This window comes from Profundibacter sp., from assembly GCF_965277155.1.
Lineage (GTDB): Bacteria > Pseudomonadota > Alphaproteobacteria > Rhodobacterales > Rhodobacteraceae > Profundibacter.
Window position 1 is genome coordinate 193,590 of sequence record NZ_CBDIBV010000010.1, and the last position, 25,927, is coordinate 219,516.

Genomic DNA, 25,927 nt, shown 5'->3' on the forward strand with positions numbered 1-25,927 from the left:
TTTGCCAATTGGGACGGTGTGCGTCCCAGCCGGCGGCGGCGCGTATATTTTGCCAACCATGTCAGCAACGGTGATTTTATTCTGCTGTGGACGGTCCTGCCCCCGCCCATCCGCAAACTGACGCGCCCCGTGGCGGCGGGTAGTGTCGCGAGTTTGGTGGAAATTCGAGGACGGCGTAATCTCCGGGTGCATCGAAGCCACCCAACCGGCGGCTGGAACCGCCAAGGAGATCACGCCATGACAAAGAATACAGCAACATCGACATCCGCGCTACTGGCCAATGAAGCAGGCTATGACCCGATTGAAGACCGGCTGCGCCAGAACATCCGCGCGACGATCGAGGCGGTTTTCGAAGAGGAGCTGGAGCAGTTTCTGGGCCGTTGCCGGTATGGCCGCAGCGGCGGGGCAAAGGCCGGATACCGCCACGGGCATCGCGAGCGGCAACTGGTCGGAACATTTGGAACCGAAACGGTGCGCGTGCCGCGTGCGCGGATCACAGGCGAGGCCGGCAAGGCCAGAGAATGGCGCTCGAAGGCATTGCCCCGCTACCAGCGGCTGACGAAGAAGGCCGAGGCGCTGATCGCTGCTGTCTACCTTTCGGGCACCAACACACGGCGGGTAAAACGCGCCCTGTTCGGCCTGTTTCAGGGGGCGGTCAGCAAGGATGTGGTGAGCCGCGCCTGGCGCAAGGTGAAGGTGGACTGGCAGGCGTGGTGCGCCCGCAGCCTTGCGGATGAAGACATCGTGCGGCTGATCCTGGACGGCACCGTGATCAAAACGCGGATTGACAGGAAGGCCACCAATATCTCGGTTCTGGCCGCGATTGGCGTGCGCCGGGATGGGCAGAAGGTCTTGTTATCACTGATGAACATGGGCGGCGAAAGCACCTCCGCCTGGCGTCAGTTCATCAACGATCTGGATGCGCGCGGGTTGAAACGGCCCGAATTTGTCATCGTGGACGGGGCACCGGGACTTGAGGTCGCTCTCATTGCCCTCTGGGGTGAAGATCTGCCGATCCAGAGGTGCACGGTGCACAAGCACCGCAACCTTCTGGCCAAGGCACCCAAGCGTATGCATGATGAGTTGACAGAAGATTACCGCGACATGATCTACGCCAAAACACCCGAGGAAATCGCCACCCGCCGCAAGGCATTTCTGCGAAAATGGCGGCTGAAATGCAAGGCCGTCGCTGACAGCTTGGAAGAAGCAGGAGATAAGCTTTTCACCTTCACGCGTCTGCCACAAGGCCAGTGGAAATCGGCCAGAACGACAAATGCGATCGAACGCCTGAACGAGGAATTCCGCCGCCGCATCAAGACCCAGACCGTGCTGCCATGCGCCGAGACCGTGCCGATGCTGCTTTGGGCTCTGATGGCCTCGGGGCAGATCGTCATGCGAAAGGTCGATGGCTGGGAAACGCTCGCTCAGCCCGTCGCCGACGCAACCCTTGACCAAGCCGCCTGACCGGCGCATAACTCAACCCGCTCGGAGGTGCCTGAAATCAATTTCCACCACTTTCGAGACACAACCGGCGGCGGCCGATTACTGGCTGACCTCGAAACTGAAAACCTTTATCGGGCGCACTGTGTTCAACGCGGTGCTGATCGACAGAAACCGTGAAACCCGTGTGCTGGACCCGATTGAACAAATGCTGGAAGCACTGGATGAAGGCAGTTCGCTGATTATTTTTCCCGAGGGTCAGCGCAACACCACAGACCAGATGCTGCCCTTCAAACCCGGCATCTTTCATCTGGCCGAAAAACGCCCCGATGTCGAACTGGTGCCGGTCTGGATCGAAAACCTGAACCGTGTGTTGCCCAAAGGCGAGGTGATCCCCATTCCCTTTGCCTGTAGCGTCACCTTTGGCGCGCCGATCCATCTGCAAGATGGCGAAGACAAGCAGACCTTCCTGAAACGCGCCGAGAAATGCGTCTTGAACCTTTCCCCTAATGCGGACAATCACCATGACTGAGTATCAAACAAATCTGGTGACCCTGTTTGGCGGGCTGGCCATCGTACTGATCATTGCCTCGACCATCGGCTATTTGCTGGCGCGCAAACAAACCGGATCCGAACCTAATCCGGTGATCGAAAACCTGAACGCGCGGATCAATGCGTGGTGGGTGATGATCGGGGTGATCGGGCTGGCCTTTGTGTGGGGGCGCGCCGGTGTGGTGATCCTGTTCGGCCTGCTGTCCTTTGCTGCCCTGCGCGAATTCGTATCCCTGACCAACACACGCCGCGCCGACCATCTGGTTTTGGCAATGGTGTTCTATGTCGTGCTTCCGCTTCAGTTCTATTTCATCTGGATCGACTGGTATGGCATGTTTTCAATCTTCATCCCCGTTTATGCCTATTTGTTCATGCCGATCCTTGCGGTGCTGCGGGGCGAGACCAAGAATTTCCTGATCCGCATCGCCGAGGTCCAATGGGCGTTGATGATTACCGTCTATTGTGTATCACACGTCCCTGCCCTGCTCAGCTTGCAAATTCCGGGGTACGAGGGGCAGAATATCCTGCTGATCGCCTTTTTGATACTGGTGGTGCAGTCCAGCGATGTCTTGCAATACATCTGGGGAAAACTGGCCGGCAAACGTAAAATCGCACCGAAATTGTCGCCCTCGAAAACTGTCGAGGGCTTTGTTGGCGGCGTTCTTAGCGCCACTTTGGTCGGGACCAGCCTGTGGTGGATGACACCGTTCAACTTCTGGCAAGCGGGCCTGCTTGCCTTTATCATTGCGCTGCTGGGGTTCTTTGGCGGATTGGTGATGTCGGCCATAAAACGCGATCGTGGGGTCAAGGACTGGGGCCAGATGATCGCGGGGCATGGCGGGTTTATTGACCGGCTGGATTCGGTGATCTTCTCAGCACCAATTTTCTTTCACATCGTGCGTTATTTCTGGACCGTGTGATGGGTAAAATCCTGCAAAGCAGCATCACCCATGTTCTGTTTGCCTTTTGCGCAATGGGGTCTTGGGCGTTGTTTGCCAACTGGGGCCATCCGATGCCCAAACCGGTTTACGCAGGCATTGTTCAGGGGCTGATGTCAGCCACAATTACCTATGGGGCTGACCCAGATAACCTAAAAAGAGGTTATGATGGGAAGCATGAGAAAGAGTCGCCTGAGCCACTACAAGCAAGACCGTCTTACGGAGCATTTTGTTTCGGGATCGACAGCACGAACAGCAGCCAGTTTGTGTGGTGTAAACCGCAAGACCGCAGCGTTTTATTTTCTACGCCTGCGCGAGATAATCGCCTATGAGCTGGAGGCGGAAAGCCAAGCTATGTTCGGCGGAGAAATAGAAGTGGACGAAAGCTACTTTGGCGGCAAACGCAAAGGTAAACGCGGGCGTGGTGCGGCAGGTAAAATTCCCGTTTTTGGTATATTAAAAAGGGGTGGGAAGGTTTACACCAAGATCATCCCGGACGCCAAATCCGCCACTCTGATCCCGATCATAGAGCGCAAAGTCGTGCCGGATTCCATCGTCTATTCCGATTGTTGGCGCGGTTATAATGTGCTGGATGTGTCAGACTTCCACCACTTTCGCATCAACCATTCCAAGCTCTTTGCAGACCGTCACAACCACATCAATGGCATCGAGAATTTCTGGAAAAGACCTCTGCATAACATCGGGATTCCCCCGGGTTGGCCGTTTTGGTAAGCTAGCCGGGAAATCTCTGGGGTGAATAGATGGACCTTTTCCTGCACGAAGCGGCGGCACGGATCGGCGCGGATGACGTTCTGTCGAAGATCGACGCGCTGATGGATTGGAACTCGTTTTTGCCGATCCTGCGGCGCGGTCTGGGGCGCTCGGGGATCGGGCCTCAGGGCTATGATCCGCTGGTTCTGTTCAAGTGTCTTCTGGTTGGCCAGTGGCACGGGCTGAGCGACCCGAAGCTGGAGCGGGCCTTGAAGGTGCGGCTGGATTTCATGCTGTTCTGCGGGCTCGATCTGCACGCGTCGGTGCCGGATGAGACGACCCACTGCCGGTTCCGCAATGCGCTGGTCCGGGGTGGCGTTTACGATGAGCTGCTGGCCGAGGTCTGCCGCCAGATCGAGGCGCATGGGCTGAAGCTGAAAGAGGCTGAGGCGGCGATCATTGATGCGACCCTGATCGCGGCGGCGGCGCGCCCGCGCACCCATATCGACGCCCCGCAGGACCGGGCAGAGGACGGGGCAAGGGAAGGGACGCCGGATGATCCGCCCGAGGTCTCACCCGACGGGGCACAGCTGCATTTCAGCGCCGACCCTGATGCCCGCTGGGTCAAGAAGGGCCGCAAGAGCACGCTCGGCTACAAGGGCTTTGCCCGCTGCGACGAAGAGGGCTTTATCGACAAGGTGCACACCACGCCCGCCAATGCCGCCGAAAGCCCCGAATTCGCCACCATGATCGCGGGCGCAAAGGCGCAGCGGGTGCTGGCCGACAAGGCCTATGCGAGCAAGGCCAACCGCCAGATGCTGCGCGGCAAATACCGCGACGGCATCCTGCGCAAGGCAGCGCGCGGCCGCCCCCTGCGGCAATCGGAGAAACGCTTCAACCGGCTGATTTCGAAACGCCGCTTCCGCATCGAGCAGACTTTCGGCACGATGAAACGCCTCTTCGGCCTGCAGCGGGCGAGATATTTCGGGCGCGCCAGGGTGCATGCCCAGATGGTCATGGCCGCCATCGCGCAAAACCTGCTCAAGGCCGCAAACAGGATCACCCTCAACCCGCAAACCCCCGCAATCGCATAGCCCCAAACCCCGCCACCCGTCTGTCCGCCGGACCCGCAGGGGCGCAAGGTGGGCGGCCGAAATCTTGCTTCAACCGAAAGCCATGGCCTCATGCAGAGGTCTTTGGAACCAAGCCAAGCGCCACATGCGCCGATTTAACGGTGTCCCCAAGGCCCAATTTGGGCTATATTTGAAGGAATGCGAGTGGCGTTTCAACAACAGTGACCCTTCAGCTCAGTTATTGCAGCTAAGACAATGGGTTAAGCGTTACTTGAAGTAGTTATCTGGGTCAGCCCCTAAAAATATAGGGAACCTCTAAAAATCCCCCAAAATCCGGCCTGACGGGGTAGAATCGTCATCAGGATGAAAATGATTCGACCGACGGGGTTTTGTCATGGGTCAGATGGGATTTTTTGATCTTTCCAGCCGATACGCGGGACTGGACAAATCTGGTGATCCGCTGGTGTTGCTCAACGACATGGTGCCGTTCGAGGATTACCGGGACGAGCTGAAGGCCATATGGCGCACGCCGCCCGAACAGCGCAAATCCAACGCTGGCCGCCCGCCTTGGGATGAGGTGCTGATATTCAAGACGATGGTTTTGCAGCAGCTCTACAACCTCTCTGACGATCAGATCGAGTATCAGATCCGCGACCGCCTGTCGTTCATGCGGTTTCTCGGCCTTGGCATTGAAGACAGCGTACCTGACGCCAAGACCATCTGGGCCTACCGTGAAAGGCTGGCCGGGGCCGGGAAGATGAAGGAGCTGTTTGACAAGTTCGATGCCTTTCTGCGCGAAAAGGGCTATCTGGCGATGGGCGGGCAGATTGTTGATGCGAGCATCGTTCCGGCGCCGCGCCAGCACAACAAAAGGGACGAGAACGAGAAAATCAAGGCGGGCGAAACGCCTGAAGAGTGGGAGGAAAAACCCCACAAGAAGCGCCAGAAGGACGTGGATGCGCGCTGGACGAAGAAGCACGGCAAGAGCTATTACGGCTACAAGAACCACATCAATGTCGACCGGCGGCACAAATTCATCCGCGCTTATGATGTCACCGATGCCGCCGTGCATGACAGCCAGGCGCTTGCCGGTCTGATTGATGCGAGCAACACCTCATCGGACCTGTGGGCCGACAGCGCCTATCGCTCGCAAAAGATCGAAAGCGAGCTGGAAGAGCGGGGGCTTCACAGCCATATCCATCACAAGGGCAGGCGCGGCAAGCCGCTTGGCGAGCGCCAGCAAAAGGCCAACCGGAGGCGCTCGAAAGTGCGGGTCCGGGTCGAGCATGTATTCGCTTTTCAGGAGCGCTCCATGGGCGGCAAGCTGATCCGCTCCATCGGCCTGAAGCGGGCGCGATTTCGCATCGGGATGATGAACCTGGTCTACAACATGAAGCGCTTCGTCCAGTTCGAATGCGGCCTGGCGGCGCCGGGATAAGGGTTCATGGGGTGAGGTGTGCCTGAAATACCCAAAACCGGCTTGAAACCGGTGAAAATGGGTTTATGATCCGAAGCAATCAGGCGGGACAGGCGAAAAACCGTCCACCCCGCCGCGAAGAAGGCGAAAACGGGAATTTACAGAGGTTCCCTATATGGATATCTAAAACAGATTTGTCTAGGTTATACTCAGTCAATGCATCAACCACAATGCGAGTAAGCAAAATCATGACATCCGAGGCAGAAATCGGCACAATTCTTACAAAGCTCGATACGCTTTGTCCTGAAGGCTATGCAATCGCGCTCCATATTAAATTTACAACTCCAACGTATCTTTTTCAAACTTATAAAACAGAGTGGATTGAATATTATTCGCAGATGGGCTGGGTTTTGCAGGACCCCACCGTTCATTGGGGTTTCCAAAACACTGGCACAATTCATTGGTATGAACTGGAAGAAAATGACTCTCAGGGAATTTTCAAAAAATCAGCCGAATATGGCCTGAAATACGGTTTCGTTCTGTCAATTGAAACTGAGGGCTCTCGATCGGTAAGCAGTTTTGCTCGTGGAGATAGAAACTTCACAGACGATGAAATCTCCGAAATCAGCGACCTGCTGGAAATTTTACATGACAAAACCAGCACCCCAGAGCTGCTTAACGATAAAGAACGTGATGCCCTGACCCGTCTTTCCGTTCTGCAAACCCACGGCTAGCCCGATTCCCCAAAAATAAGGGGAGCCCGAAGGCTCCCCAGTTTCGCTGATCAGGCTCATCATTGTACCGCCCGGTTTGTTTTTGCCTGCGGCCTGATCCGCGTCGGGGGCGAGCGCACCCGCCCCGGAACTCGCTATCCCTACAAGCGCATACTCGGAAGGAAGCGCCTCTTAGCTACACCCGCTGGTCGCCCCGCAGGTGTTGCATTTCATACAGGTGCCGTTACGCACCAGTGTGTAGTTTCCGCAGTCGCTACAGGCTTCGCCCTCATAGCCCTGCATTTTTGCCTTGGCGACGGGGTCCATCCCCATTGCCGGTGCTGTCGTTGTTGCGCTTTCGCCAACTTCGGGTACCAGTGTTTGCAATACGGCTGCCGGATCGGTGCCGCCTTCCAGTGCCACCGCGCCAGCCTGCATCCCTGCCCCGCCTTGCAGCACCACCAGTTGCTGTGGCACGCGTTTACGCAGATATCCGGTCGAGGAAATCTGTTTCAGCACCTCAAGCGACCTGCTGGCCGCACTTTTGCTGACTTCCTGCACGTTGGAAACGCCTTCTTCCTGACCACGGCCCAGATCGTCGAATGACGCGCCTTCGGGTTTGACATGTGCCAAATCGGTGCGGTCCAGATAAGACACGGCCAACTCGCGGAAGATATAGTCCAGAATGGATGTGGCGTTCTTGATGCTGTCATTGCCCTGCACCATGCCCGCAGGCTCAAATTTAGTGAAAGTAAAGGCATCGACGAATTCCTCAAGCGGCACGCCGTATTGCAGGCCCACCGAAACCGCGATGGCAAAGTTGTTCATCATAGCGCGGAAACCCGCACCTTCCTTGTGCATATCGATAAAGATTTCGCCAAGGTTGCCGTCTTCATATTCGCCGGTGCGCAGGTAAACCTTGTGCCCGCCGACAACCGCCTTTTGGGTATAACCCTTGCGGCGGGACGGCAGTTTCTCGCGGTGGCTTTTGAAGACCTCCTTGATCACAACCTTTTCAATCAGTTTTTCCGCCAGTACAGCCGCTTTTTCCTGCTGGCTGCCGGTGGCCATGATTTCCTCGGCCTCTTCGTCATCCTCGACCAGCGCCGACGCCAAAGGTTGCGACAGTTTCGAGCCGTCACGATAGAGCGCATTGGCCTTGATGCCCAAGGACCAGCTAAGTTCATACGCCTTCTGGCAATCCTCGATTGTGGCGTCATTGGCCATGTTGATCGTCTTGGAAATCGCGCCCGAGATAAACGACTGTGCGGCGGCCATCATATAGATATGGCTGTTAACCGACAGATAACGCTTGCCTTTTTTGCCGCAAGCATTGGCGCAATCAAAGATACCGTAGTGTTCTTCCTTCAGATGCGGCGCACCTTCCAGCGTCATGGTGCCGCAAACGTGGTCATTGGCGGCATCAATTTCTGCGCGGGAATAGCCAAGGTGGCGCAACAGATCGAATGATGGATCGTTCAGTTTATCTGCCGGAATACCCAGTGTTTTGGCGCAGAAATCCTCGCCCAATGTCCACTGGTTGAATACGAACCGGATGTCAAAGGCCGAGGGCAGTGCCTCTTCGATCTTGTCCAGCTCGCGTTGACCAAACCCGTGCCCGATCAGTGACGTGTGATTGATCACCGGCGCATTGCCGATGGTGCCGTGACCGACAGCGTAGGAAACGATTTCCTCGATCTGCGCCGATCCATAGCCCTGCTTTTCCAGAGCGGCCGGAACCGAGCGGTTAATGATCTTGAAATAACCGCCACCGGCCAGTTTCTTGAACTTCACCAGCGCGAAATCGGGCTCGATCCCGGTGGTGTCACAATCCATCACCAGACCGATTGTGCCGGTCGGGGCAATCACCGAAACCTGTGCGTTGCGGTAGCCGAATTTCTCACCCAGTGCCAAGGCTTCGTCCCAGGCGGTTTTGGACAGTTCCACCAGCCGTTTGTCAGGACAATTGGCATGATCCAGCGGCACCGGTTTGATTTCCAGCCCCTCGTAGCCGTTTTCGTTGCCATAGGCAGCGTTGCGGTGGTTGCGGATCACCCGCAGCATGTGGTCGGCGTTACGGGCGTAGCCGTCAAACGCCCCCAGTTCCGAGGCGATTTCCGCCGATGTGGCATAGGAAACACCGGTCAGGATGGCGGTCAGGGCACCACACAGGGCGCGCCCCTCGTCGCTATCGTAAGAAAAGCCCATATTCATCAGCAAGCCGCCGATATTGGCATAGCCAAGGCCCAAGGTGCGGAAATCATAGGACAATTGCGCGATTTCCTTACTTGGGAATTGCGCCATCGTCACCGAAATTTCCAGTGTCAGCGTCCACAGGCGTGTGGCGTGCATGTAATCTTCGGCCTGAAATTCACCATCCTTTAGGAAGGTCAGCAGGTTCATGCTGGCAAGGTTACAGGCGGTATCGTCCAGGAACATATATTCCGAACAAGGGTTCGAGCCACGTATTTCGCCATCTGCGGGGCATGTGTGCCAGGCGTTGACCGTATCGTGATACTGGATGCCCGGATCGGCACAGGACCACGCGGCGTGACCCACATCTTCCCACAGATCGCGGGCGCGGATGGTTTTGGCCACCTTGCCGTCGGTGCGGTTGATCAGGTCCCAGTCGGCATCATCCTTGACCGCCTTAAGAAAAGCATCGGTCACGCGAATTGAATTGTTCGAGTTCTGGCCGGAAACCGAATTATAGGCCTCGCTATCCCAGTCCGTATCGTAGGTGGGGAATTCAATTGCGGTATACCCCTGCTTGGCATAATCCAGCACCCGTTTGATATAAGTCTCGGGAATTGCGTATTTTTTCGCGCTACGGATGGCCAGTTTCAGCGTCTCGTTCACCTTGGGGTCAACCGCATCTTCTTCTTTGCCATCCCACGATTTGATCGCGGCAAAGATTTCGTTCAGGCCCTTTTCGTGGATCTTGGAACCGGCCACGATCGAGGCAACTTTTTGTTCCTCAAGAACCTTCCAGTTGATGAATTCCTGAATATCGGGGTGGTCCGCATCACAGATCACCATCTTGGCGGCGCGGCGTGTGGTGCCACCGGATTTGATCGCGCCAGCAGCACGGTCACCGATTTTAAGAAAGCCCATCAGACCCGACGACGACCCGCCGCCCGACAGCGATTCACCGGCTGCGCGCAAGGATGAGAAGTTGGTGCCGGTGCCCGAGCCGTATTTGAACAGCCGCGCTTCACGCACCCACAGGTCCATGATGCCGCCCTCGCCCACCAGATCGTCTTTGATCGACTGGATAAAGCAGGCGTGCGGCTGCGGGTGTTCATAGGAGGATTTTGATTTGGTCAGCTTGCCGGTTTTGTAATCGACATAATAGTGGCCCTGTGCGGGTCCGTCGATGCCATAGGCCCAGTGAATACCTGTGTTGAACCACTGCGGGCTGTTTGGTGCCGCGCGCTGGCTGGCCAGCATGTGGCGCATTTCGTCATAATAGGCGCGGGCATCGGATTCCTTGCTGAAATAGCCACCCTTCCAACCCCAGTAAGTCCAGGTGCCTGCCAGCCGGTTGAACACCTGCTTGGCCGATATCTCGCCGCCAAAGCGTTCTTCTTCGGGCAGTTTGGCCAACGCGGCCTCGTCAGCAACAGATCGCCACAGGAATTCGGGCACGCCCTTTTCCTTGACCTTCTTCAGGCGCGCCGGAACGCCGGCTTTGCGGAAATATTTTTGTGCAATCACGTCCGAGGCCACCTGACTCCAGGCCGCCGGGACTTCGCAATCATCCAGACGAAACACAATGGTGCCATCAGGGTTGCGGATTTCAGATGATGTTGTGGTAAATTCAAGGTCAGAATATGCGTCCTGACCGGATTTTGTGAACTTGCGCTCTATTTTCATTTTGTTGTCTGCCCCATCGTGCGTCACTATTTATTGGCGCGCCCCCTTATCCGGAAACCTTCACCAAACTCGCGCCAACCCCATGTGGTAAAGGAAGCCATTGCCATCCGGTACATTCAAGCAAACCGGTCGGTATCACCCTAGGGGTGCATCAAATATGGTATTCCGTCCCTCATTGACCATTACTACTAAATCTAGTGTTGCCTTGGTCAGCCACCACAATGTGAAGTAGGAACCCCTATCACGTCAACTTTTATATTTTACTTTTCCACAGCATATTTCTGTTGACCGGCTGTTTTAGACATTGGCGAATCTGGTGTTCGAAATTTGCACCCGCCAAAATGGAACCTACCCACTATTCGTTATACAATTCACGACCGTTTGAATTTTCTTTTAGTTCGGCTGACGGTTGTGTCTCGAAAGTGGTGGAAATTGATTTCAGGCACCTCCGAGCGGGTTGAGTTATGCGCCGGTCAGGCGGCTTGGTCAAGGGTTGCGTCGGCGACGGGCTGAGCGAGCGTTTCCCAGCCATCGACCTTTCGCATGACGATCTGCCCCGAGGCCATCAGAGCCCAAAGCAGCATCGGCACGGTCTCGGCGCATGGCAGCACGGTCTGGGTCTTGATGCGGCGGCGGAATTCCTCGTTCAGGCGTTCGATCGCATTTGTCGTTCTGGCCGATTTCCACTGGCCTTGTGGCAGACGCGTGAAGGTGAAAAGCTTATCTCCTGCTTCTTCCAAGCTGTCAGCGACGGCCTTGCATTTCAGCCGCCATTTTCGCAGAAATGCCTTGCGGCGGGTGGCGATTTCCTCGGGTGTTTTGGCGTAGATCATGTCGCGGTAATCTTCTGTCAACTCATCATGCATACGCTTGGGTGCCTTGGCCAGAAGGTTGCGGTGCTTGTGCACCGTGCACCTCTGGATCGGCAGATCTTCACCCCAGAGGGCAATGAGAGCGACCTCAAGTCCCGGTGCCCCGTCCACGATGACAAATTCGGGCCGTTTCAACCCGCGCGCATCCAGATCGTTGATGAACTGACGCCAGGCGGAGGTGCTTTCGCCGCCCATGTTCATCAGTGATAACAAGACCTTCTGCCCATCCCGGCGCACGCCAATCGCGGCCAGAACCGAGATATTGGTGGCCTTCCTGTCAATCCGCGTTTTGATCACGGTGCCGTCCAGGATCAGCCGCACGATGTCTTCATCCGCAAGGCTGCGGGCGCACCACGCCTGCCAGTCCACCTTCACCTTGCGCCAGGCGCGGCTCACCACATCCTTGCTGACCGCCCCCTGAAACAGGCCGAACAGGGCGCGTTTTACCCGCCGTGTGTTGGTGCCCGAAAGGTAGACAGCAGCGATCAGCGCCTCGGCCTTCTTCGTCAGCCGCTGGTAGCGGGGCAATGCCTTCGAGCGCCATTCTCTGGCCTTGCCGGCCTCGCCTGTGATCCGCGCACGCGGCACGCGCACCGTTTCGGTTCCAAATGTTCCGACCAGTTGCCGCTCGCGATGCCCGTGGCGGTATCCGGCCTTTGCCCCGCCGCTGCGGCCATACCGGCAACGGCCCAGAAACTGCTCCAGCTCCTCTTCGAAAACCGCCTCGATCGTCGCGCGGATGTTCTGGCGCAGCCGGTCTTCAATCGGGTCATAGCCTGCTTCATTGGCCAGTAGCGCGGATGTCGATGTTGCTGTATTCTTTGTCATGGCGTGATCTCCTTGGCGGTTCTAGCCGCCGGTTGGGTGGCTTCGATGCACCCGGAGATTACGCCGTCCTCGAATTTCCACCAAACTCGCGACACTACCTCGACTATTCCGAACTTGTTATCGAGATAAACGAAATCGGCTTTCCTTACGTCCTAGAGAAATAAAAACCTGCGGATATGTGATAGGCTCGCATCCTAATTGCGCCCCCGCACAAATAGCCCGGCATCCTCGGCAGCCTTGCGGATGGCTTTGGCCTTGTTGACGGTTTCCTGATACTCGGCTTCAGGGTCGCTGTCATAGACCACGCCGCCACCGGCCTGAATATACAGGGTCTCGTCCTTGACCACCGCCGTGCGCAGGGCGATACACATGTCCATGTCGCCATTGGCAGCGAAATAGCCCACACCGCCGCCGTATACACCGCGCTTTTCCGGCTCCAGCTCGTCTATGATTTCCATCGCGCGCACTTTGGGTGCACCGGACACCGTGCCGGCGGGCATGCCAGCAAAAAAGGCGGATAGTGCGTCTTGGTCATCAGCCAGTTCGCCAACGACATTGGATACGATGTGCATCACATGGCTGTATAGTTCGACATTGAATTCCTCGGTCGGGTGCACCGTGCCAATTTTGGCCACACGGCCCACATCGTTGCGGCCCAGATCCAGCAGCATCAGGTGTTCGGCCAGCTCTTTCTTGTCGGCCAGCAGGTCCGCTTCCAGCACGCGATCCTCGTCCGGTGTGGCGCCGCGATGGCGGGTGCCGGCGATCGGGCGGATGGTGATTTCGCGGCCAAACACCCGCACCAGAATTTCGGGGCTGGCGCCGATCACCTGAAAACCGCCAAAGTTGAAATAGAACATGAACGGCGACGGATTGGTGCGGCGCAAACTGCGATAGAGCGAGAATGGCGGCAGGGTGAAATCTTGTGCCCAGCGTTGGCTTGGCACCACCTGAAAGATGTCACCGGCGCGGATGTAATCCTTGGCCTTTTCCACGGCTGCTTTGTAACCTTCGTGGGTAAAGTTGCAGCGGATGTAGCCAATGGGGGCGGCATCGCCCAGATCGCGGGCGGCATCGGGTGTCTGGCGTTCCAGATCGCGCACTGCATCCATCACCCGTTCGGCGGCCTGCGCATAGGCGGCTTTGGCGGAAAGACCGCTGTCGGCCCATGCGGGGGCGACGACGATCACTTCGCCCTTCACCCCGTCCAGCACTACCACGACCGAGGGGCGCATCATCACCGCGTCGGGCAGGCCCAAAGGGTCGGGGTTTACATCGGGCAGGTGTTCGACCAGCCGGATGGTGTCATAGCCAAGGTATCCGAACAGACCGGCCGAGGCGGGCGGCAGGTCATCGGGCATGTCGATACGGCTTTCGGCCAGCAGGGCGCGCAGGTTGTCCAGCGGATTGCCGGATTGTTCCTCAAACGCATCGCGATCAATGCGGGCCATGCGGTTTATCCGGCTGACTTCGCCATGGCACTGCCAGATCAGATCAGGTTTGGCGCCGATGATCGAATAACGCCCGCGCACTTCGCCGCCGGTGACGGATTCCAGCATGAAGCTATCTGTGCGGGCCTCGGACAGTTTCAGCATCAGCGATACCGGCGTGTCCAGATCGGCGGCCAGACGGGTATAGACCAGCTGGTTCTTGCCACTGTTGAAACCGGCCTCGAAGGCCTCGAACGTCGGGGTTAATGCCACGGGATCAGCCTTTGGATGTCATTGCGGGAACTGGGCGTGAACTGCGTTTATTGCCGCCGTGTTGACGGATACGCCCGCCTGACTTTGAAGTGACGTCACATAGGCAGTGAAAATATCATCTGACAGGGCCTGCGCAATGGCAGTGTCCAGACCGCTGCGGGTGGCGGCCAGATCGGGATCATTTTCATCGGGCGGCAGGATGTCGTCCAGCCGCACCAGATAAACCACACCGTTGCCGTCAATGGTTTTGGCCTGTCCCTTGTCCATCTCGAACACGGTCTGGACCATGCCAAAAGGCATGCCTTCGATGTTGGCATTGCGCAGGATTTCTTCCTCGGTCGTGACGGGATAGCTCAGGGCCTCCATTGTCTGGCCTTCGTTCAGGCGGGCCAGCAGACCGTCGGCCAGTTCGGTCAGACGTTTTTCGGTTTCTTCATTTTCCCAACCGGCGGTCACATCGGAAATGACCGTATCCATCGGTTTCAGGGCCGGGGGAATGGTTTCGATGAATTCCATCGCAAAAATACCGCCATCATCCAGTTCTTTGGCTTCGGCATAATCGCCGCTCTGAACAGCCGCTGCGGCCTCGCGAAAGGCGTTGTAACCGGCGATGCCGTCACTGTCGCCTTCGGCCCAGTCGATTTGCCCCAGTTCCAGATCGGTTTCGCCAGCAACTTCTTTCAGGCTGGCACCACCGGCCAGAAGATCGTCGATCTCGGTGATGCTGGCGGAAATCTGGCGTCGGGCGCGGTCCATGGCCAGTTCGCTTTGTAACTGCACATACACATCTTCCAGCGTGGTTGTCTGGGCGGGCAGGATGCCATTCATGCGAAACAGGGCAGGGCCAAGGTTAGTGTTGATCGGGCCGATGACGCCGGGGGTTTCCATGGCAAACACGGCTTCGCCCGCATCACCCAGCGTATCAATCGTGGTGTCGCCCAGATCGATATCCAGCAGGGCCAGACCGCGTTCCTTGACCAGATCCTCGAATGTGGCTTCGCCTGCATCCAGACGGGCCTTGGCCGCTTTGGCGGTGTCCTCATCCGGGAAGATCAGCCGTTCGACCAGACGTCGTTCGGGTTTCTGGTATTCATCGGCGCGGCTGTCGTATTCCTTTTGCAGATCTTCCTCGCTGACTTCGATCTTGTTCACGATCATATCGGGGGTGACCCAGATATAGGCCAGACGTTTCTTTTCCGGCACGGTAAAGGCTGCGGCGTTGGCGTCGTAATAGGCCTTCAGCTGCTCGTCCGTGGGTTCTGGCACTTGTTCGGGCAGAGCAGTGGAATCCAGTTTGATCCAGCTGAAATTGCGCCGCTGACGGGTATATTCGATAAAGGCATCGGTCATGGCAGCTGGGGCGGCGGTGCCGTTCATAATAGCGCCTTGCAGCAGGGTACGAGCGGTTTCGGCACGGATTTTATCCTCGTATTCCGCTTCGCTCATGCCGATGCGTTTCAATGCTGCGCGATAATTTTCACGGCTGAATTTGCCGTCCAGCCCCTGAAAGGCGGGGGTGGCCAGAATTTCGGTGCGCACGCGGTCGTCACCAACGGAAAGGCCGATGCGTTTGTTTTCGTTATCAAGGGTCGCGGCCGTTGTCAGGCGGGCAAGGACATTGCGGTCAATCCCAAGCGCGATGGCTTGTGATAGCGGCACGGGTTTGCCGGTTTGTGCCTGATAGCTGCGCAATTCCTGTTGCAGACTGTTGTAGTATTCGTTGATGTCTACTTTGGTGTCACCGACGGTGGCCACAGCAGCCGTGCGACCGCCGAAATTTGTCACACCGAACCCGCCCAATCCAAGGACAAGTAGTAGCAGGATCATCCAGACAACAATATTGGCTGATTTTTTCTTAACGCTGCTTGCCATGGGGCCCTCGCTGAATAGTGTTTAGCGATGTTTAGGCGGTTGTGGGGCGGGGGGCAAGAGTGGCAGCGCAGGTTTTAGCGGCCCTTAGCCGGTGATCGTTTTTAGCCGGTCAAAAAGCAGGGAAACACCGCTGGAATCGATATTGGCAAAGGCAATGCGCAACTGGTGCTGCCCGCTGATATCGCTTTCGGGCATAAACATGGTTCCGGGCAGCAGTAACACAGCGGCATCGCGCACCAGTTTTTGCGCCAGCCTGTCCGACGGGATCGGGAAAGGGTGTTCGACATAGGCGAAATAGGCACCACAGCCTAGTAGGGTCCAGCCCTGTTTTTCCAATGTGCCGAAACCGGCCAGAATAGCCCCGCGCCGCGACAGGATTTCAGCGCGTTCCCCCGCAAGCCATTGTGACAGATTTTGCATTCCCCAAAGGGCGGCGTGCTGGCCCAGCTGGTTGGGGCAGATTGCGACGGTATCAAGGAATTTCTCGACCTCGGCCAAGCGGCTTTCGCTGGCGATGACTGCACCGACACGATGACCGGTCAGCCGGTATGCCTTGGAAAAGGAATAGAGCTGGATCAGCGTGTCGTCCCAGTCGGGATCCTGGAACAGGTCATGCGGAGCGCCCTCGCGGCTGTCAAAATCGCGGTAGGTTTCATCGACGATTAGGGCGACGCCGTGGCGTTTTGCCAGATCATAAAAGGCCCGCAGCAATCCGGCGGGGTATTCGGCACCCGTGGGGTTGTTCGGAGTGACTAGCACAATTGCGCGGGTGTGGTCGGTGATCAGGCTGGCGGCGAATTCGGGATCGGGCAACATGCCGGTGCCTGTGGGCAGGGGGATGGTGTTGATTCCCTGCATATCCAGCCACATTTTATGATTGAAATACCATGGGGTTGGGATGATAACTTCATCCCCCGCGCCGGCCAGCGTGGCGATGCTGGCCGCAAAAGCCTGATTGCAACCGGCAGTGATGGCGACCTGTTTGTCGGTGATATCGCCACCATAGGCCGCTGACCATTGTTGCGCCACCTCGGATCGCAAGGCGGGAAGGCCCAGAACAGGGCCATACAGGTGTGCTTCGGGGGTGTTGAGGACGGTTTGCGCCAGTGCCTTAAGCAACGGGTCGGGTGGGGGCTCGACGGGCGCGGCTTGGGATACGTTGATCAGCGGTTTGTTTCGGGTGAATTCCACCCCCTCCAGCCAGCGCCGCGCTTCCATCACAGGGGGTGGAAAGGTGGCGTGCATGGCTGGATTGACGGGGTGGGTCATAACAGTGGCCTAATCCTTGCCGCGATATGGCTCGACATATTGCAGTGCCATATCCCACGGGAAGAAAATCCAGGTGTCTTGGGATACCTCGGTGATGAAGCTGTCCACCATGGGACGGCCCATCGGTTTGGCGTAAACCGTTGCGATATGTGCCTTTGGGAACAGGTTTTTCACAACTTCCAGCGTTTTGCCGGTATCCACCAGATCGTCGATGATCAGAATGCCTTCGCCATCACCCATCATGGCGGCGTCAGGGGATTTCAGAACCTTGGCTTCTGACTGCTGCTGGTGATCATAGGATTTGATGCTGATGGTATCGACCGTGCGCACGTCCAGTTCCCGCGCGATGATCATCGCCGGGGCCATGCCGCCACGCGTAATCGCAACAATCGCTTTCCATGTGCCGTCATCCGGCCCTTTGCCATCCAGCCGCCATGCCAATGCGCGGCTGTCGCGGTGGATCTGGTCCCAACTGATGGGAACCTCTGTAAATTCCCGTTTTCGCCTTCTTCGCGGCGGGGTGGACGGTTTTTCGCCTGTCCCGCCTGATTGCTTCGGATCATAAACCCATTTTCACCGGTTTCAAGCCGGTTTTGGGTATTTCAGGCACACCTCACCCCATGAACCCTTATCCCGGCGCCGCCAGGCCGCATTCGAACTGGACGAAGCGCTTCATGTTGTAGACCAGGTTCATCATCCCGATGCGAAATCGCGCCCGCTTCAGGCCGATGGAGCGGATCAGCTTGCCGCCCATGGAGCGCTCCTGAAAAGCGAATACATGCTCGACCCGGACCCGCACTTTCGAGCGCCTCCGGTTGGCCTTTTGCTGGCGCTCGCCAAGCGGCTTGCCGCGCCTGCCCTTGTGATGGATATGGCTGTGAAGCCCCCGCTCTTCCAGCTCGCTTTCGATCTTTTGCGAGCGATAGGCGCTGTCGGCCCACAGGTCCGATGAGGTGTTGCTCGCATCAATCAGACCGGCAAGCGCCTGGCTGTCATGCACGGCGGCATCGGTGACATCATAAGCGCGGATGAATTTGTGCCGCCGGTCGACATTGATGTGGTTCTTGTAGCCGTAATAGCTCTTGCCGTGCTTCTTCGTCCAGCGCGCATCCACGTCCTTCTGGCGCTTCTTGTGGGGTTTTTCCTCCCACTCTTCAGGCGTTTCGCCCGCCTTGATTTTCTCGTTCTCGTCCCTTTTGTTGTGCTGGCGCGGCGCCGGAACGATGCTCGCATCAACAATCTGCCCGCCCATCGCCAGATAGCCCTTTTCGCGCAGAAAGGCATCGAACTTGTCAAACAGCTCCTTCATCTTCCCGGCCCCGGCCAGCCTTTCACGGTAGGCCCAGATGGTCTTGGCGTCAGGTACGCTGTCTTCAATGCCAAGGCCGAGAAACCGCATGAACGACAGGCGGTCGCGGATCTGATACTCGATCTGATCGTCAGAGAGGTTGTAGAGCTGCTGCAAAACCATCGTCTTGAATATCAGCACCTCATCCCAAGGCGGGCGGCCAGCGTTGGATTTGCGCTGTTCGGGCGGCGTGCGCCATATGGCCTTCAGCTCGTCCCGGTAATCCTCGAACGGCACCATGTCGTTGAGCAACACCAGCGGATCACCAGATTTGTCCAGTCCCGCGTATCGGCTGGAAAGATCAAAAAATCCCATCTGACCCATGACAAAACCCCGTCGGTCGAATCATTTTCATCCTGATGACGATTCTACCCCGTCAGGCCGGATTTTGGGGGATTTTTAGAGGTTCCCTGATGTGAAATCCTTTTTCATGAGGCAGGCGTTCGCTCATTTTGGCAGTCCTTTTTTGGTTCAGGTGGCAGCGATTTTGACGCCAAGCAAGGCCAGTAGCCCGCCAAACGCCCGATCAATCCAGCCTTTCAGGTTCAGGTAACCCGCGCGGGTCTTTTCCAGCGAAAAGATGCGCGAAACTAGGGTGTTCCACATGGTTTCGTTAAAGAAGACCGCCGCCAGCAGGGCCACATAGGTGCCCCAGCCTGCGGTTGCGGGAACTGTGCCGACAAAAATGGCGGCAAACAGGATGGCGGGTTTGGGGTTAGAAATTTGTGTCACCAGCCCCAATAAAAAAGCCGAACGCAGGCTGCGGGGTGGTGTATCGGGACCGGTTTGCACCAGTGGCTGATCTGCCGATTTCCACAGCTTATAGGCCATATAGATCAGGAACATGCCGCCAATCAGTTTGAAACCGGTCAGCAGCATTGGCGCATATTCAAACAACAACGCCAGTCCGAACAGCGCCGCCATGGCCCAGATCACACCACCAACGCCGATGCCCACGGCCAATGCGGCACCGGCGGCAAACCCCTGGGTCACACCAGTGCGCGCGGCCATCAACACCGCCGGCCCCGGACTGATGGCGGCCATCAGATGCAGTAGGACAACGGCGATAAAGGCGCTTATGGTCATTTGCGCCCCGTGACCACGTCAATATCGGGGGCATCAACGGCCTTCATACCGACAACGTGATAACCGGCATCCACATGCAGGTTTTCACCCGTAACACCCGAAGCAAGGTCGCTGAGCAGGTAAAGTGCCGATTTCCCGACCTCGTCCTGTGTTACATTGCGTCGCAGAGGCGAGTTCAATTCGTTCCATTTCAGGATATAGCGAAAATCGCCAATGCCCGAGGCGGCCAGCGTTTTGATCGGCCCGGCCGAGATGGCATTGACGCGAATGTTATCCTTGCCCAGATCCTCGGCCAGATATTTGACCGATGCTTCCAATGCGGCCTTGGCGACGCCCATGACGTTGTAATGCGGCATCACCTGTTCGGCGCCGTAATAGGTCAGCGTCAGGATGGATCCCCCATCAGGCATCATCTTGATTGCCCGCTGGGTGACGGCGGTAAAGGTGTAAACCGAAACATCCATCGTCATACGGAAATTTTCCGGCGAGGTATCGACGTAACGGCCGCGCAATTCGGATTTGTCAGAAAAACCAATGGCATGCACGACAAAATCCAGTGTGCCCCATTCCTTTTCCAGCGCCGCAAACATCGCGTCCAGCGACTCTGCATTTGAGGCATCGCAATCAAACAGCAATTCTGTGCCCAATGATGCGGCCAATGGGGCAACCCGTTTCTTGAACGCATCCCCCATATAAGAGAACGCCAGTTCAGCGCCCGCATCGGCACAGGCCTTGGCGATGCCCCATGCGATGGATTTATCGTTGGCAAGCCCCATGATAAGCCCGCGTTTTCCCTGTAGTAATCCTGTTGACATTTTGCGCCCTTCAGTCACCTTTAAATAAGAACCCAATCTTTAGGCGATTGCGCGCATGGCATCAAGGGTGGTGCGCGGACCAATACTTAACGGAAAGGATAGGTTGCCTTGGCATTGGTACCATCGTAATCCGCAGATGATGTTAGGGAATCAATATGACAAAGCGATCCGGTATCTTTTTAGGGGATGATCCCTTCAGAATTGCCCGCCAATGGCTGGGCGAGGCTGAAGCCGTGGAGCCCAATGATCCGAACGCGATAGCACTTGCGACAGTTGACCCGGATGGTATGCCCAATGTACGCATGGTATTATTGAAAGAAATCGAACCGGAAGGTTTCGTTTTCTATACAAATTATGAAAGTGCGAAGGGGCAGGAAATAGAAGGAAATGGCAAGGCTGCCTTTGTTATGCACTGGAAGTCCTTGCGTCGACAAATCAGGGTGCGCGGTTTGGTGGAAAAGGTTGAAGAGGCCCAGTCGGATGCCTATTTCAATAGTCGATCATTACAAAGCCGTCTCGGGGCATGGGCCTCGCATCAATCGCAACCATTAACAACACGCGCAGCTTTGATGGCAGAAGTTGCAAAAGTAACAGCAAAACACGGGCCAAATCCAAAGCGCCCCCCGTATTGGGGCGGATACCGGATTGCCCCCACGGAGATAGAGTTTTGGGCCGATGGGGCATTCCGATTACATGACCGGTTCCGGTGGTCCCGTGATAATATACATGACAGTTGGAGTATCCAGCGTCTAAACCCGTAATTTAGTACTGTACTGTTTAACGAGTGCTCCCTTATAAGTTGATATTTTCCGCTTGCAAAAAAATGGTGGTTTGCAAGAACGTAGTTGACCTTTTGGTAAAGCTAAGAGAGTGAAGCAGCGCAGGGCATAAATGAGCACGATGAGATGAGCGAAGAAGAAAACAATATGCGCCAACCGGTGACGGGCCATGTGAAATGGTTCGATCCAGGTAAGGGATTTGGTTTCGTGGTGGCTGATGATGGCGGCCCCGATATCCTGTTGCATGCAAATGTATTACGGAATTTTGGCCAAAGTTCTGTTGCCGATCAGGCCAGAATCGAGATTCTGGTTCAGGAAACCGACCGTGGCATGCAGACGGTCGAAATACTGAAAATCACACCCCCGGTCGGCACAACCGAAGGCGGGATGAGTGATTTTTCTGACCCGGAATCAGACGAGGAATTGGGTGAACTTGAGCCGGCAAGGGTGAAATGGTTCGACAAAGCCAAGGGTTTTGGATTTGCCAATGTGTTCGGAAGTTCGGCAGACGTTTTTATTCACGTCGAAATTCTGCATCGCTCTGGTTTGGCCGATTTGCAACCGGGAGAGGCGATCAGTATTCGCGTCACGGATGGGGAACGTGGCCGCATGGCAACTCAGGTCTTGTCCTAGGATGCATCGTTCAGGACCATGTCATGATAAAGCGCGGGGTCTTGATTGCTTTCTTGACCCTCGGGGCGGGTTTTGCACAAGCAAGCGAAACCTGCTCGACCAACTCTGTTGATATTCGCGGGGACTGGGGGCAGGCGCATTTCAGTGTTGAAGTGGCGGATGATGCCGAAGAACAACAAAAGGGGCTGATGTTTCGCGAGAAAATGTCGGCCAGTGCTGGGATGCTGTTTGTTTATAAGCGCCCGCATAACGCGCGGTTCTGGATGAAGAATACGCTGATCCCGCTGGATATGCTTTTGCTGGACCAGACAGGTCGCGTCACCAGAATTGCCGAAAATGCCAAACCACTGGATGAAACCCCGATTGATGGCGGTGATAATGTGCTGATGATTCTGGAAATCAACGGCGGCATGGCGCGCGGGTTGGGAATCACCGTGGGAAGCGAGCTGCGCCATCCGGCATTTGATTCGGCGATCGCGGCGTGGCCTTGTCCGGCAGAATGACAATTATTCGCAGGTATCTGAAAAAGAAGCGCATTCTAGGGGTTTCCAATCTCTTTCACACTCTGTAGAGAAGCCTTGTTCGGGGCGTAGCGCAGCCTGGTAGCGCGACGGTTTTGGGTACCGTAGGTCGCAAGTTCGAATCTTGCCGTCCCGACCATTCACTTTTTTCAAGATTGTTTCCGACACCGGCCCAAGAATCAGTTTCAGGTCTTCCCCTGCGTAAAGCCCGGGGCATTAGGAAAAGTGAATCTTCATGTGATTTCTCAGTTTAATTTGGCAAGTCAGCCGGTAGTGTCGCGAGTTTGGTGGAAATTCGAGGACGGCGTAATCTCCGGGTGCATCGAAGCCACCCAACCGGCGGCTGGAACCGCCAAGGAGATCACGCCATGACAAAGAATACAGCAACATCGACATCCGCGCTACTGGCCAATGAAGCAGGCTATGACCCGATTGAAGACCGGCTGCGCCAGAACATCCGCGCGACGATCGAGGCGGTTTTCGAAGAGGAGCTGGAGCAGTTTCTGGGCCGTTGCCGGTATGGCCGCAGCGGCGGGGCAAAGGCCGGATACCGCCACGGGCATCGCGAGCGGCAACTGGTCGGAACATTTGGAACCGAAACGGTGCGCGTGCCGCGTGCGCGGATCACAGGCGAGGCCGGCAAGGCCAGAGAATGGCGCTCGAAGGCATTGCCCCGCTACCAGCGGCTGACGAAGAAGGCCGAGGCGCTGATCGCTGCTGTCTACCTTTCGGGCACCAACACACGGCGGGTAAAACGCGCCCTGTTCGGCCTGTTTCAGGGGGCGGTCAGCAAGGATGTGGTGAGCCGCGCCTGGCGCAAGGTGAAGGTGGACTGGCAGGCGTGGTGCGCCCGCAGCCTTGCGGATGAAGACATCGTGCGGCTGATCCTGGACGGCACCGTGATCAAAACGCGGATTGACAGGAAGGCCACCAATATCTCGGTTCTGGCCGCGATTGGCGTGCGCCGGGATGGGCAGAAGGTCTTGTTATCACTGATGAACATGGGCGGCGAAAGCACCTCCGCCTGGCGTCAGTTCATCAACGATCTGGATGCGCGCGGGTTGAAACGGCCCGAATTTGTCATCGTGGACGGGGCACCGGGACTTGAGGTCGCTCTCATTGCCCTCTGGGGTGAAGATCTGCCGATCCAGAGGTGCACGGTGCACAAGCACCGCAACCTTCTGGCCAAGGCACCCAAGCGTATGCATGATGAGTTGACAGAAGATTACCGCGACATGATCTACGCCAAAACACCCGAGGAAATCGCCACCCGCCGCAAGGCATTTCTGCGAAAATGGCGGCTGAAATGCAAGGCCGTCGCTGACAGCTTGGAAGAAGCAGGAGATAAGCTTTTCACCTTCACGCGTCTGCCACAAGGCCAGTGGAAATCGGCCAGAACGACAAATGCGATCGAACGCCTGAACGAGGAATTCCGCCGCCGCATCAAGACCCAGACCGTGCTGCCATGCGCCGAGACCGTGCCGATGCTGCTTTGGGCTCTGATGGCCTCGGGGCAGATCGTCATGCGAAAGGTCGATGGCTGGGAAACGCTCGCTCAGCCCGTCGCCGACGCAACCCTTGACCAAGCCGCCTGACCGGCGCATAACTCAACCCGCTCGGAGGTGCCTGAAATCAATTTCCACCACTTTCGAGACACAACCAGTCGATTTCAGGATTAAGTGCGATTGCTAGCGCTTTAGTAACCGGATGTTGGTTAAACACCGAGGCGACTGGATCAGAATCCAGTTTAACCACGTAATAATCGGCTGCGAATTTCAGGTAAGTTACCGGGTTCCCCACCAGATCTTCCAGCAAGAAATACACGTCCGTATCTATTTCGTCCCACGCAATGCTGCTTTCCCATCCCCGCCCATCGTTCATCCGCCAAAAACAATACGAGACATATTCCGGTGAAAATGCGGGTTCTTGCGCAGCCTGATTAAACGCTACGGGAACATCACGGAAAAACATTTCGGGCGAGGGTGCTCCATCCTGATATTCATGCGCGAACCCCTTAATGTAACAACCGTCGCCGTTAAAAAGGCAAAATACATCATCACCCGAACCGTTGTCGATCTTTCCCAACATCTCGTCAGGTCCCCAGCGCGAATTGAAAGAGTAATAACGAAAATGCACCTCTGGGCATAAAATTGCATCCAAGACAGCTAACGATTGCATTAACTCCAGGGAACCTCTGTAAATTCCCGTTTTCGCCTTCTTCGCGGCGGGGTGGACGGTTTTTCGCCTGTCCCGCCTGATTGCTTCGGATCATAAACCCATTTTCACCGGTTTCAAGCCGGTTTTGGGTATTTCAGGCACACCTCACCCCATGAACCCTTATCCCGGCGCCGCCAGGCCGCATTCGAACTGGACGAAGCGCTTCATGTTGTAGACCAGGTTCATCATCCCGATGCGAAATCGCGCCCGCTTCAGGCCGATGGAGCGGATCAGCTTGCCGCCCATGGAGCGCTCCTGAAAAGCGAATACATGCTCGACCCGGACCCGCACTTTCGAGCGCCTCCGGTTGGCCTTTTGCTGGCGCTCGCCAAGCGGCTTGCCGCGCCTGCCCTTGTGATGGATATGGCTGTGAAGCCCCCGCTCTTCCAGCTCGCTTTCGATCTTTTGCGAGCGATAGGCGCTGTCGGCCCACAGGTCCGATGAGGTGTTGCTCGCATCAATCAGACCGGCAAGCGCCTGGCTGTCATGCACGGCGGCATCGGTGACATCATAAGCGCGGATGAATTTGTGCCGCCGGTCGACATTGATGTGGTTCTTGTAGCCGTAATAGCTCTTGCCGTGCTTCTTCGTCCAGCGCGCATCCACGTCCTTCTGGCGCTTCTTGTGGGGTTTTTCCTCCCACTCTTCAGGCGTTTCGCCCGCCTTGATTTTCTCGTTCTCGTCCCTTTTGTTGTGCTGGCGCGGCGCCGGAACGATGCTCGCATCAACAATCTGCCCGCCCATCGCCAGATAGCCCTTTTCGCGCAGAAAGGCATCGAACTTGTCAAACAGCTCCTTCATCTTCCCGGCCCCGGCCAGCCTTTCACGGTAGGCCCAGATGGTCTTGGCGTCAGGTACGCTGTCTTCAATGCCAAGGCCGAGAAACCGCATGAACGACAGGCGGTCGCGGATCTGATACTCGATCTGATCGTCAGAGAGGTTGTAGAGCTGCTGCAAAACCATCGTCTTGAATATCAGCACCTCATCCCAAGGCGGGCGGCCAGCGTTGGATTTGCGCTGTTCGGGCGGCGTGCGCCATATGGCCTTCAGCTCGTCCCGGTAATCCTCGAACGGCACCATGTCGTTGAGCAACACCAGCGGATCACCAGATTTGTCCAGTCCCGCGTATCGGCTGGAAAGATCAAAAAATCCCATCTGACCCATGACAAAACCCCGTCGGTCGAATCATTTTCATCCTGATGACGATTCTACCCCGTCAGGCCGGATTTTGGGGGATTTTTAGAGGTTCCCTCCATAAGGGAAG

22 protein-coding genes, 1 tRNA gene and 2 pseudogenes are annotated in these 25,927 nt (G+C 56.6%); 13 read left to right on the forward strand and 12 right to left on the reverse strand.

From position 1 onward, the window contains the following. The first annotated feature begins 237 nt into the window (after positions 1-237). From ACQY4M_RS08860 to ACQY4M_RS08895, 8 genes and pseudogenes are all read left to right on the forward strand, one after another. Positions 238-1,464, forward strand: coding sequence for an IS256 family transposase (locus ACQY4M_RS08860; protein WP_428539582.1), 1,227 nt, complete (start codon positions 238-240; stop codon positions 1,462-1,464). Beyond that, on the forward strand, positions 1,448-1,972 hold the full coding sequence (locus ACQY4M_RS08865; protein WP_428543262.1) for a lysophospholipid acyltransferase family protein: 525 nt from the start codon (positions 1,448-1,450) through the stop codon (positions 1,970-1,972). Before ACQY4M_RS08860 ends, ACQY4M_RS08865 begins: the two co-directional genes overlap by 17 nt. After that, complete coding sequence (locus ACQY4M_RS08870) at positions 1,965-2,912, forward strand: phosphatidate cytidylyltransferase (protein ID WP_428543264.1); 948 nt, start codon at positions 1,965-1,967, stop codon at positions 2,910-2,912. The genes ACQY4M_RS08865 and ACQY4M_RS08870 overlap by 8 nt, the downstream gene beginning before the upstream one ends. A gap of 195 nt (positions 2,913-3,107) precedes the next feature. Beyond that, positions 3,108-3,641, forward strand: a pseudogene (locus ACQY4M_RS08875) (IS1595 family transposase); the annotation flags it as partial. A 50-nt stretch (positions 3,642-3,691) separates the two neighbouring features. Then, positions 3,692-4,735, forward strand: coding sequence for an IS5 family transposase (locus tag ACQY4M_RS08880; protein WP_428539221.1), 1,044 nt, complete (start codon positions 3,692-3,694; stop codon positions 4,733-4,735). A gap of 103 nt (positions 4,736-4,838) precedes the next feature. After that, positions 4,839-4,994, forward strand: a pseudogene (locus ACQY4M_RS08885) (IS1595 family transposase); the annotation flags it as partial. A 114-nt stretch (positions 4,995-5,108) separates the two neighbouring features. Further along, on the forward strand, positions 5,109-6,152 hold the full coding sequence (locus tag ACQY4M_RS08890) for an IS5 family transposase (protein WP_428539227.1): 1,044 nt from the start codon (positions 5,109-5,111) through the stop codon (positions 6,150-6,152). A gap of 65 nt (positions 6,153-6,217) precedes the next feature. Next, the gene (locus ACQY4M_RS08895; RefSeq protein ID WP_428543266.1) at positions 6,218-6,865 is read left to right on the forward strand and encodes an autoinducer binding domain-containing protein; all 648 of its coding nucleotides are present in this window, start codon (positions 6,218-6,220) and stop codon (positions 6,863-6,865) included. 171 nt (positions 6,866-7,036) lie between these two features. Here ACQY4M_RS08895 and ACQY4M_RS08900 read toward each other — a convergent pair whose 3' ends face one another. From ACQY4M_RS08900 to fabI, 9 genes are all read right to left on the reverse strand, one after another. Next, positions 7,037-10,720: a vitamin B12-dependent ribonucleotide reductase gene (locus tag ACQY4M_RS08900; RefSeq protein ID WP_428543268.1), complete on the reverse strand. Its 3,684-nt coding sequence runs from the start codon at positions 10,718-10,720 to the stop codon at positions 7,037-7,039. Between the two features lie 473 nt (positions 10,721-11,193). After that, positions 11,194-12,420: an IS256 family transposase gene (locus ACQY4M_RS08905; protein ID WP_428539582.1), complete on the reverse strand. Its 1,227-nt coding sequence runs from the start codon at positions 12,418-12,420 to the stop codon at positions 11,194-11,196. A 194-nt stretch (positions 12,421-12,614) separates the two neighbouring features. Then, complete coding sequence (trpE, locus tag ACQY4M_RS08910) at positions 12,615-14,123, reverse strand: anthranilate synthase component I (protein WP_428543270.1); 1,509 nt, start codon at positions 14,121-14,123, stop codon at positions 12,615-12,617. An 18-nt stretch (positions 14,124-14,141) separates the two neighbouring features. Beyond that, positions 14,142-15,995 carry a SurA N-terminal domain-containing protein gene (locus ACQY4M_RS08915; RefSeq protein ID WP_428543272.1) on the reverse strand — a complete coding sequence of 618 codons (1,854 nt, stop codon included), beginning with the start codon at positions 15,993-15,995 and terminating at the stop codon, positions 14,142-14,144. A gap of 84 nt (positions 15,996-16,079) precedes the next feature. Continuing rightward, the gene (locus ACQY4M_RS08920; protein WP_428543274.1) at positions 16,080-17,264 is read right to left on the reverse strand and encodes an aminotransferase; all 1,185 of its coding nucleotides are present in this window, start codon (positions 17,262-17,264) and stop codon (positions 16,080-16,082) included. 9 nt (positions 17,265-17,273) lie between these two features. Beyond that, complete coding sequence (gene gpt, locus ACQY4M_RS08925; RefSeq protein ID WP_428544464.1) at positions 17,274-17,741, reverse strand: xanthine phosphoribosyltransferase; 468 nt, start codon at positions 17,739-17,741, stop codon at positions 17,274-17,276. Positions 17,742-17,892: 151 nt separating this feature from the next. Next, a complete protein-coding gene (locus ACQY4M_RS08930; RefSeq protein ID WP_428539227.1) occupies positions 17,893-18,936 on the reverse strand; it encodes an IS5 family transposase in 1,044 nt (347 codons plus the stop codon). Positions 18,937-19,083: 147 nt separating this feature from the next. Then, complete coding sequence (locus tag ACQY4M_RS08935; RefSeq protein ID WP_428543276.1) at positions 19,084-19,698, reverse strand: LysE family translocator; 615 nt, start codon at positions 19,696-19,698, stop codon at positions 19,084-19,086. Beyond that, complete coding sequence (fabI, locus tag ACQY4M_RS08940; protein ID WP_428543278.1) at positions 19,695-20,513, reverse strand: enoyl-ACP reductase FabI; 819 nt, start codon at positions 20,511-20,513, stop codon at positions 19,695-19,697. The genes ACQY4M_RS08935 and fabI overlap by 4 nt, the downstream gene beginning before the upstream one ends. Before the next feature lie 155 nt (positions 20,514-20,668). Here fabI and pdxH point away from each other — a divergent pair, with 155 nt between their 5' ends. The 5 genes from pdxH (at position 20,669) to ACQY4M_RS08965 (ending at position 24,041) form a co-directional block, all read left to right on the forward strand. Then, positions 20,669-21,274: a pyridoxamine 5'-phosphate oxidase gene (pdxH, locus tag ACQY4M_RS08945; RefSeq protein ID WP_428543280.1), complete on the forward strand. Its 606-nt coding sequence runs from the start codon at positions 20,669-20,671 to the stop codon at positions 21,272-21,274. Between the two features lie 144 nt (positions 21,275-21,418). Continuing rightward, complete coding sequence (locus tag ACQY4M_RS08950; RefSeq protein ID WP_428543282.1) at positions 21,419-21,925, forward strand: cold-shock protein; 507 nt, start codon at positions 21,419-21,421, stop codon at positions 21,923-21,925. Positions 21,926-21,966: 41 nt separating this feature from the next. Then, the gene (locus tag ACQY4M_RS08955; protein ID WP_428543284.1) at positions 21,967-22,428 is read left to right on the forward strand and encodes a DUF192 domain-containing protein; all 462 of its coding nucleotides are present in this window, start codon (positions 21,967-21,969) and stop codon (positions 22,426-22,428) included. A gap of 80 nt (positions 22,429-22,508) precedes the next feature. Further along, positions 22,509-22,585 (forward strand) — tRNA-Pro (locus ACQY4M_RS08960). 229 nt (positions 22,586-22,814) lie between these two features. Then, positions 22,815-24,041, forward strand: coding sequence for an IS256 family transposase (locus ACQY4M_RS08965; protein WP_428539582.1), 1,227 nt, complete (start codon positions 22,815-22,817; stop codon positions 24,039-24,041). A 37-nt stretch (positions 24,042-24,078) separates the two neighbouring features. Here ACQY4M_RS08965 and ACQY4M_RS08970 read toward each other — a convergent pair whose 3' ends face one another. The 3 genes from ACQY4M_RS08970 to ACQY4M_RS08980 form a co-directional block, all read right to left on the reverse strand. Further along, entirely contained in the window at positions 24,079-24,534 is a 456-nt protein-coding gene (locus tag ACQY4M_RS08970; protein ID WP_428543286.1) for a hypothetical protein, read from the reverse strand. A 4-nt stretch (positions 24,535-24,538) separates the two neighbouring features. After that, on the reverse strand, positions 24,539-24,718 hold the full coding sequence (locus ACQY4M_RS08975) for a hypothetical protein (protein WP_428543288.1): 180 nt from the start codon (positions 24,716-24,718) through the stop codon (positions 24,539-24,541). A 65-nt stretch (positions 24,719-24,783) separates the two neighbouring features. Further along, positions 24,784-25,827, reverse strand: coding sequence for an IS5 family transposase (locus ACQY4M_RS08980; RefSeq protein ID WP_428539227.1), 1,044 nt, complete (start codon positions 25,825-25,827; stop codon positions 24,784-24,786). Between the last annotated feature and the right edge of the window lie 100 nt (positions 25,828-25,927).

What these genes read in the sequence shown, in the direction of transcription:
- ACQY4M_RS08895 (WP_428543266.1), top strand. Translation starts at nt 6,218, where the DNA reads ATGATCCGAAGCAATCAGGCGGGACAGGCGAAAAACCGTCCACCCCGC.
- pdxH (WP_428543280.1), top strand. Translation starts at nt 20,669, where the DNA reads ATGACAAAGCGATCCGGTATCTTTTTAGGGGATGATCCCTTCAGAATT.
- ACQY4M_RS08970 (WP_428543286.1), bottom strand. Translation starts at nt 24,534, where the DNA reads ATGTTGGGAAAGATCGACAACGGTTCGGGTGATGATGTATTTTGCCTT.
- ACQY4M_RS08975 (WP_428543288.1), bottom strand. Translation starts at nt 24,718, where the DNA reads ATGATCCGAAGCAATCAGGCGGGACAGGCGAAAAACCGTCCACCCCGC.
- ACQY4M_RS08915 (WP_428543272.1), bottom strand. Translation starts at nt 15,995, where the DNA reads ATGGCAAGCAGCGTTAAGAAAAAATCAGCCAATATTGTTGTCTGGATG.
- ACQY4M_RS08900 (WP_428543268.1), bottom strand. Translation starts at nt 10,720, where the DNA reads ATGAAAATAGAGCGCAAGTTCACAAAATCCGGTCAGGACGCATATTCT.
- ACQY4M_RS08965 (WP_428539582.1), top strand. Translation starts at nt 22,815, where the DNA reads ATGACAAAGAATACAGCAACATCGACATCCGCGCTACTGGCCAATGAA.
- ACQY4M_RS08880 (WP_428539221.1), top strand. Translation starts at nt 3,692, where the DNA reads ATGGACCTTTTCCTGCACGAAGCGGCGGCACGGATCGGCGCGGATGAC.
- ACQY4M_RS08890 (WP_428539227.1), top strand. Translation starts at nt 5,109, where the DNA reads ATGGGTCAGATGGGATTTTTTGATCTTTCCAGCCGATACGCGGGACTG.
- ACQY4M_RS08870 (WP_428543264.1), top strand. Translation starts at nt 1,965, where the DNA reads ATGACTGAGTATCAAACAAATCTGGTGACCCTGTTTGGCGGGCTGGCC.
- ACQY4M_RS08935 (WP_428543276.1), bottom strand. Translation starts at nt 19,698, where the DNA reads ATGACCATAAGCGCCTTTATCGCCGTTGTCCTACTGCATCTGATGGCC.
- ACQY4M_RS08905 (WP_428539582.1), bottom strand. Translation starts at nt 12,420, where the DNA reads ATGACAAAGAATACAGCAACATCGACATCCGCGCTACTGGCCAATGAA.
- ACQY4M_RS08980 (WP_428539227.1), bottom strand. Translation starts at nt 25,827, where the DNA reads ATGGGTCAGATGGGATTTTTTGATCTTTCCAGCCGATACGCGGGACTG.
- ACQY4M_RS08950 (WP_428543282.1), top strand. Translation starts at nt 21,419, where the DNA reads ATGAGCGAAGAAGAAAACAATATGCGCCAACCGGTGACGGGCCATGTG.
- fabI (WP_428543278.1), bottom strand. Translation starts at nt 20,513, where the DNA reads ATGTCAACAGGATTACTACAGGGAAAACGCGGGCTTATCATGGGGCTT.
- ACQY4M_RS08930 (WP_428539227.1), bottom strand. Translation starts at nt 18,936, where the DNA reads ATGGGTCAGATGGGATTTTTTGATCTTTCCAGCCGATACGCGGGACTG.
- ACQY4M_RS08860 (WP_428539582.1), top strand. Translation starts at nt 238, where the DNA reads ATGACAAAGAATACAGCAACATCGACATCCGCGCTACTGGCCAATGAA.
- ACQY4M_RS08920 (WP_428543274.1), bottom strand. Translation starts at nt 17,264, where the DNA reads ATGACCCACCCCGTCAATCCAGCCATGCACGCCACCTTTCCACCCCCT.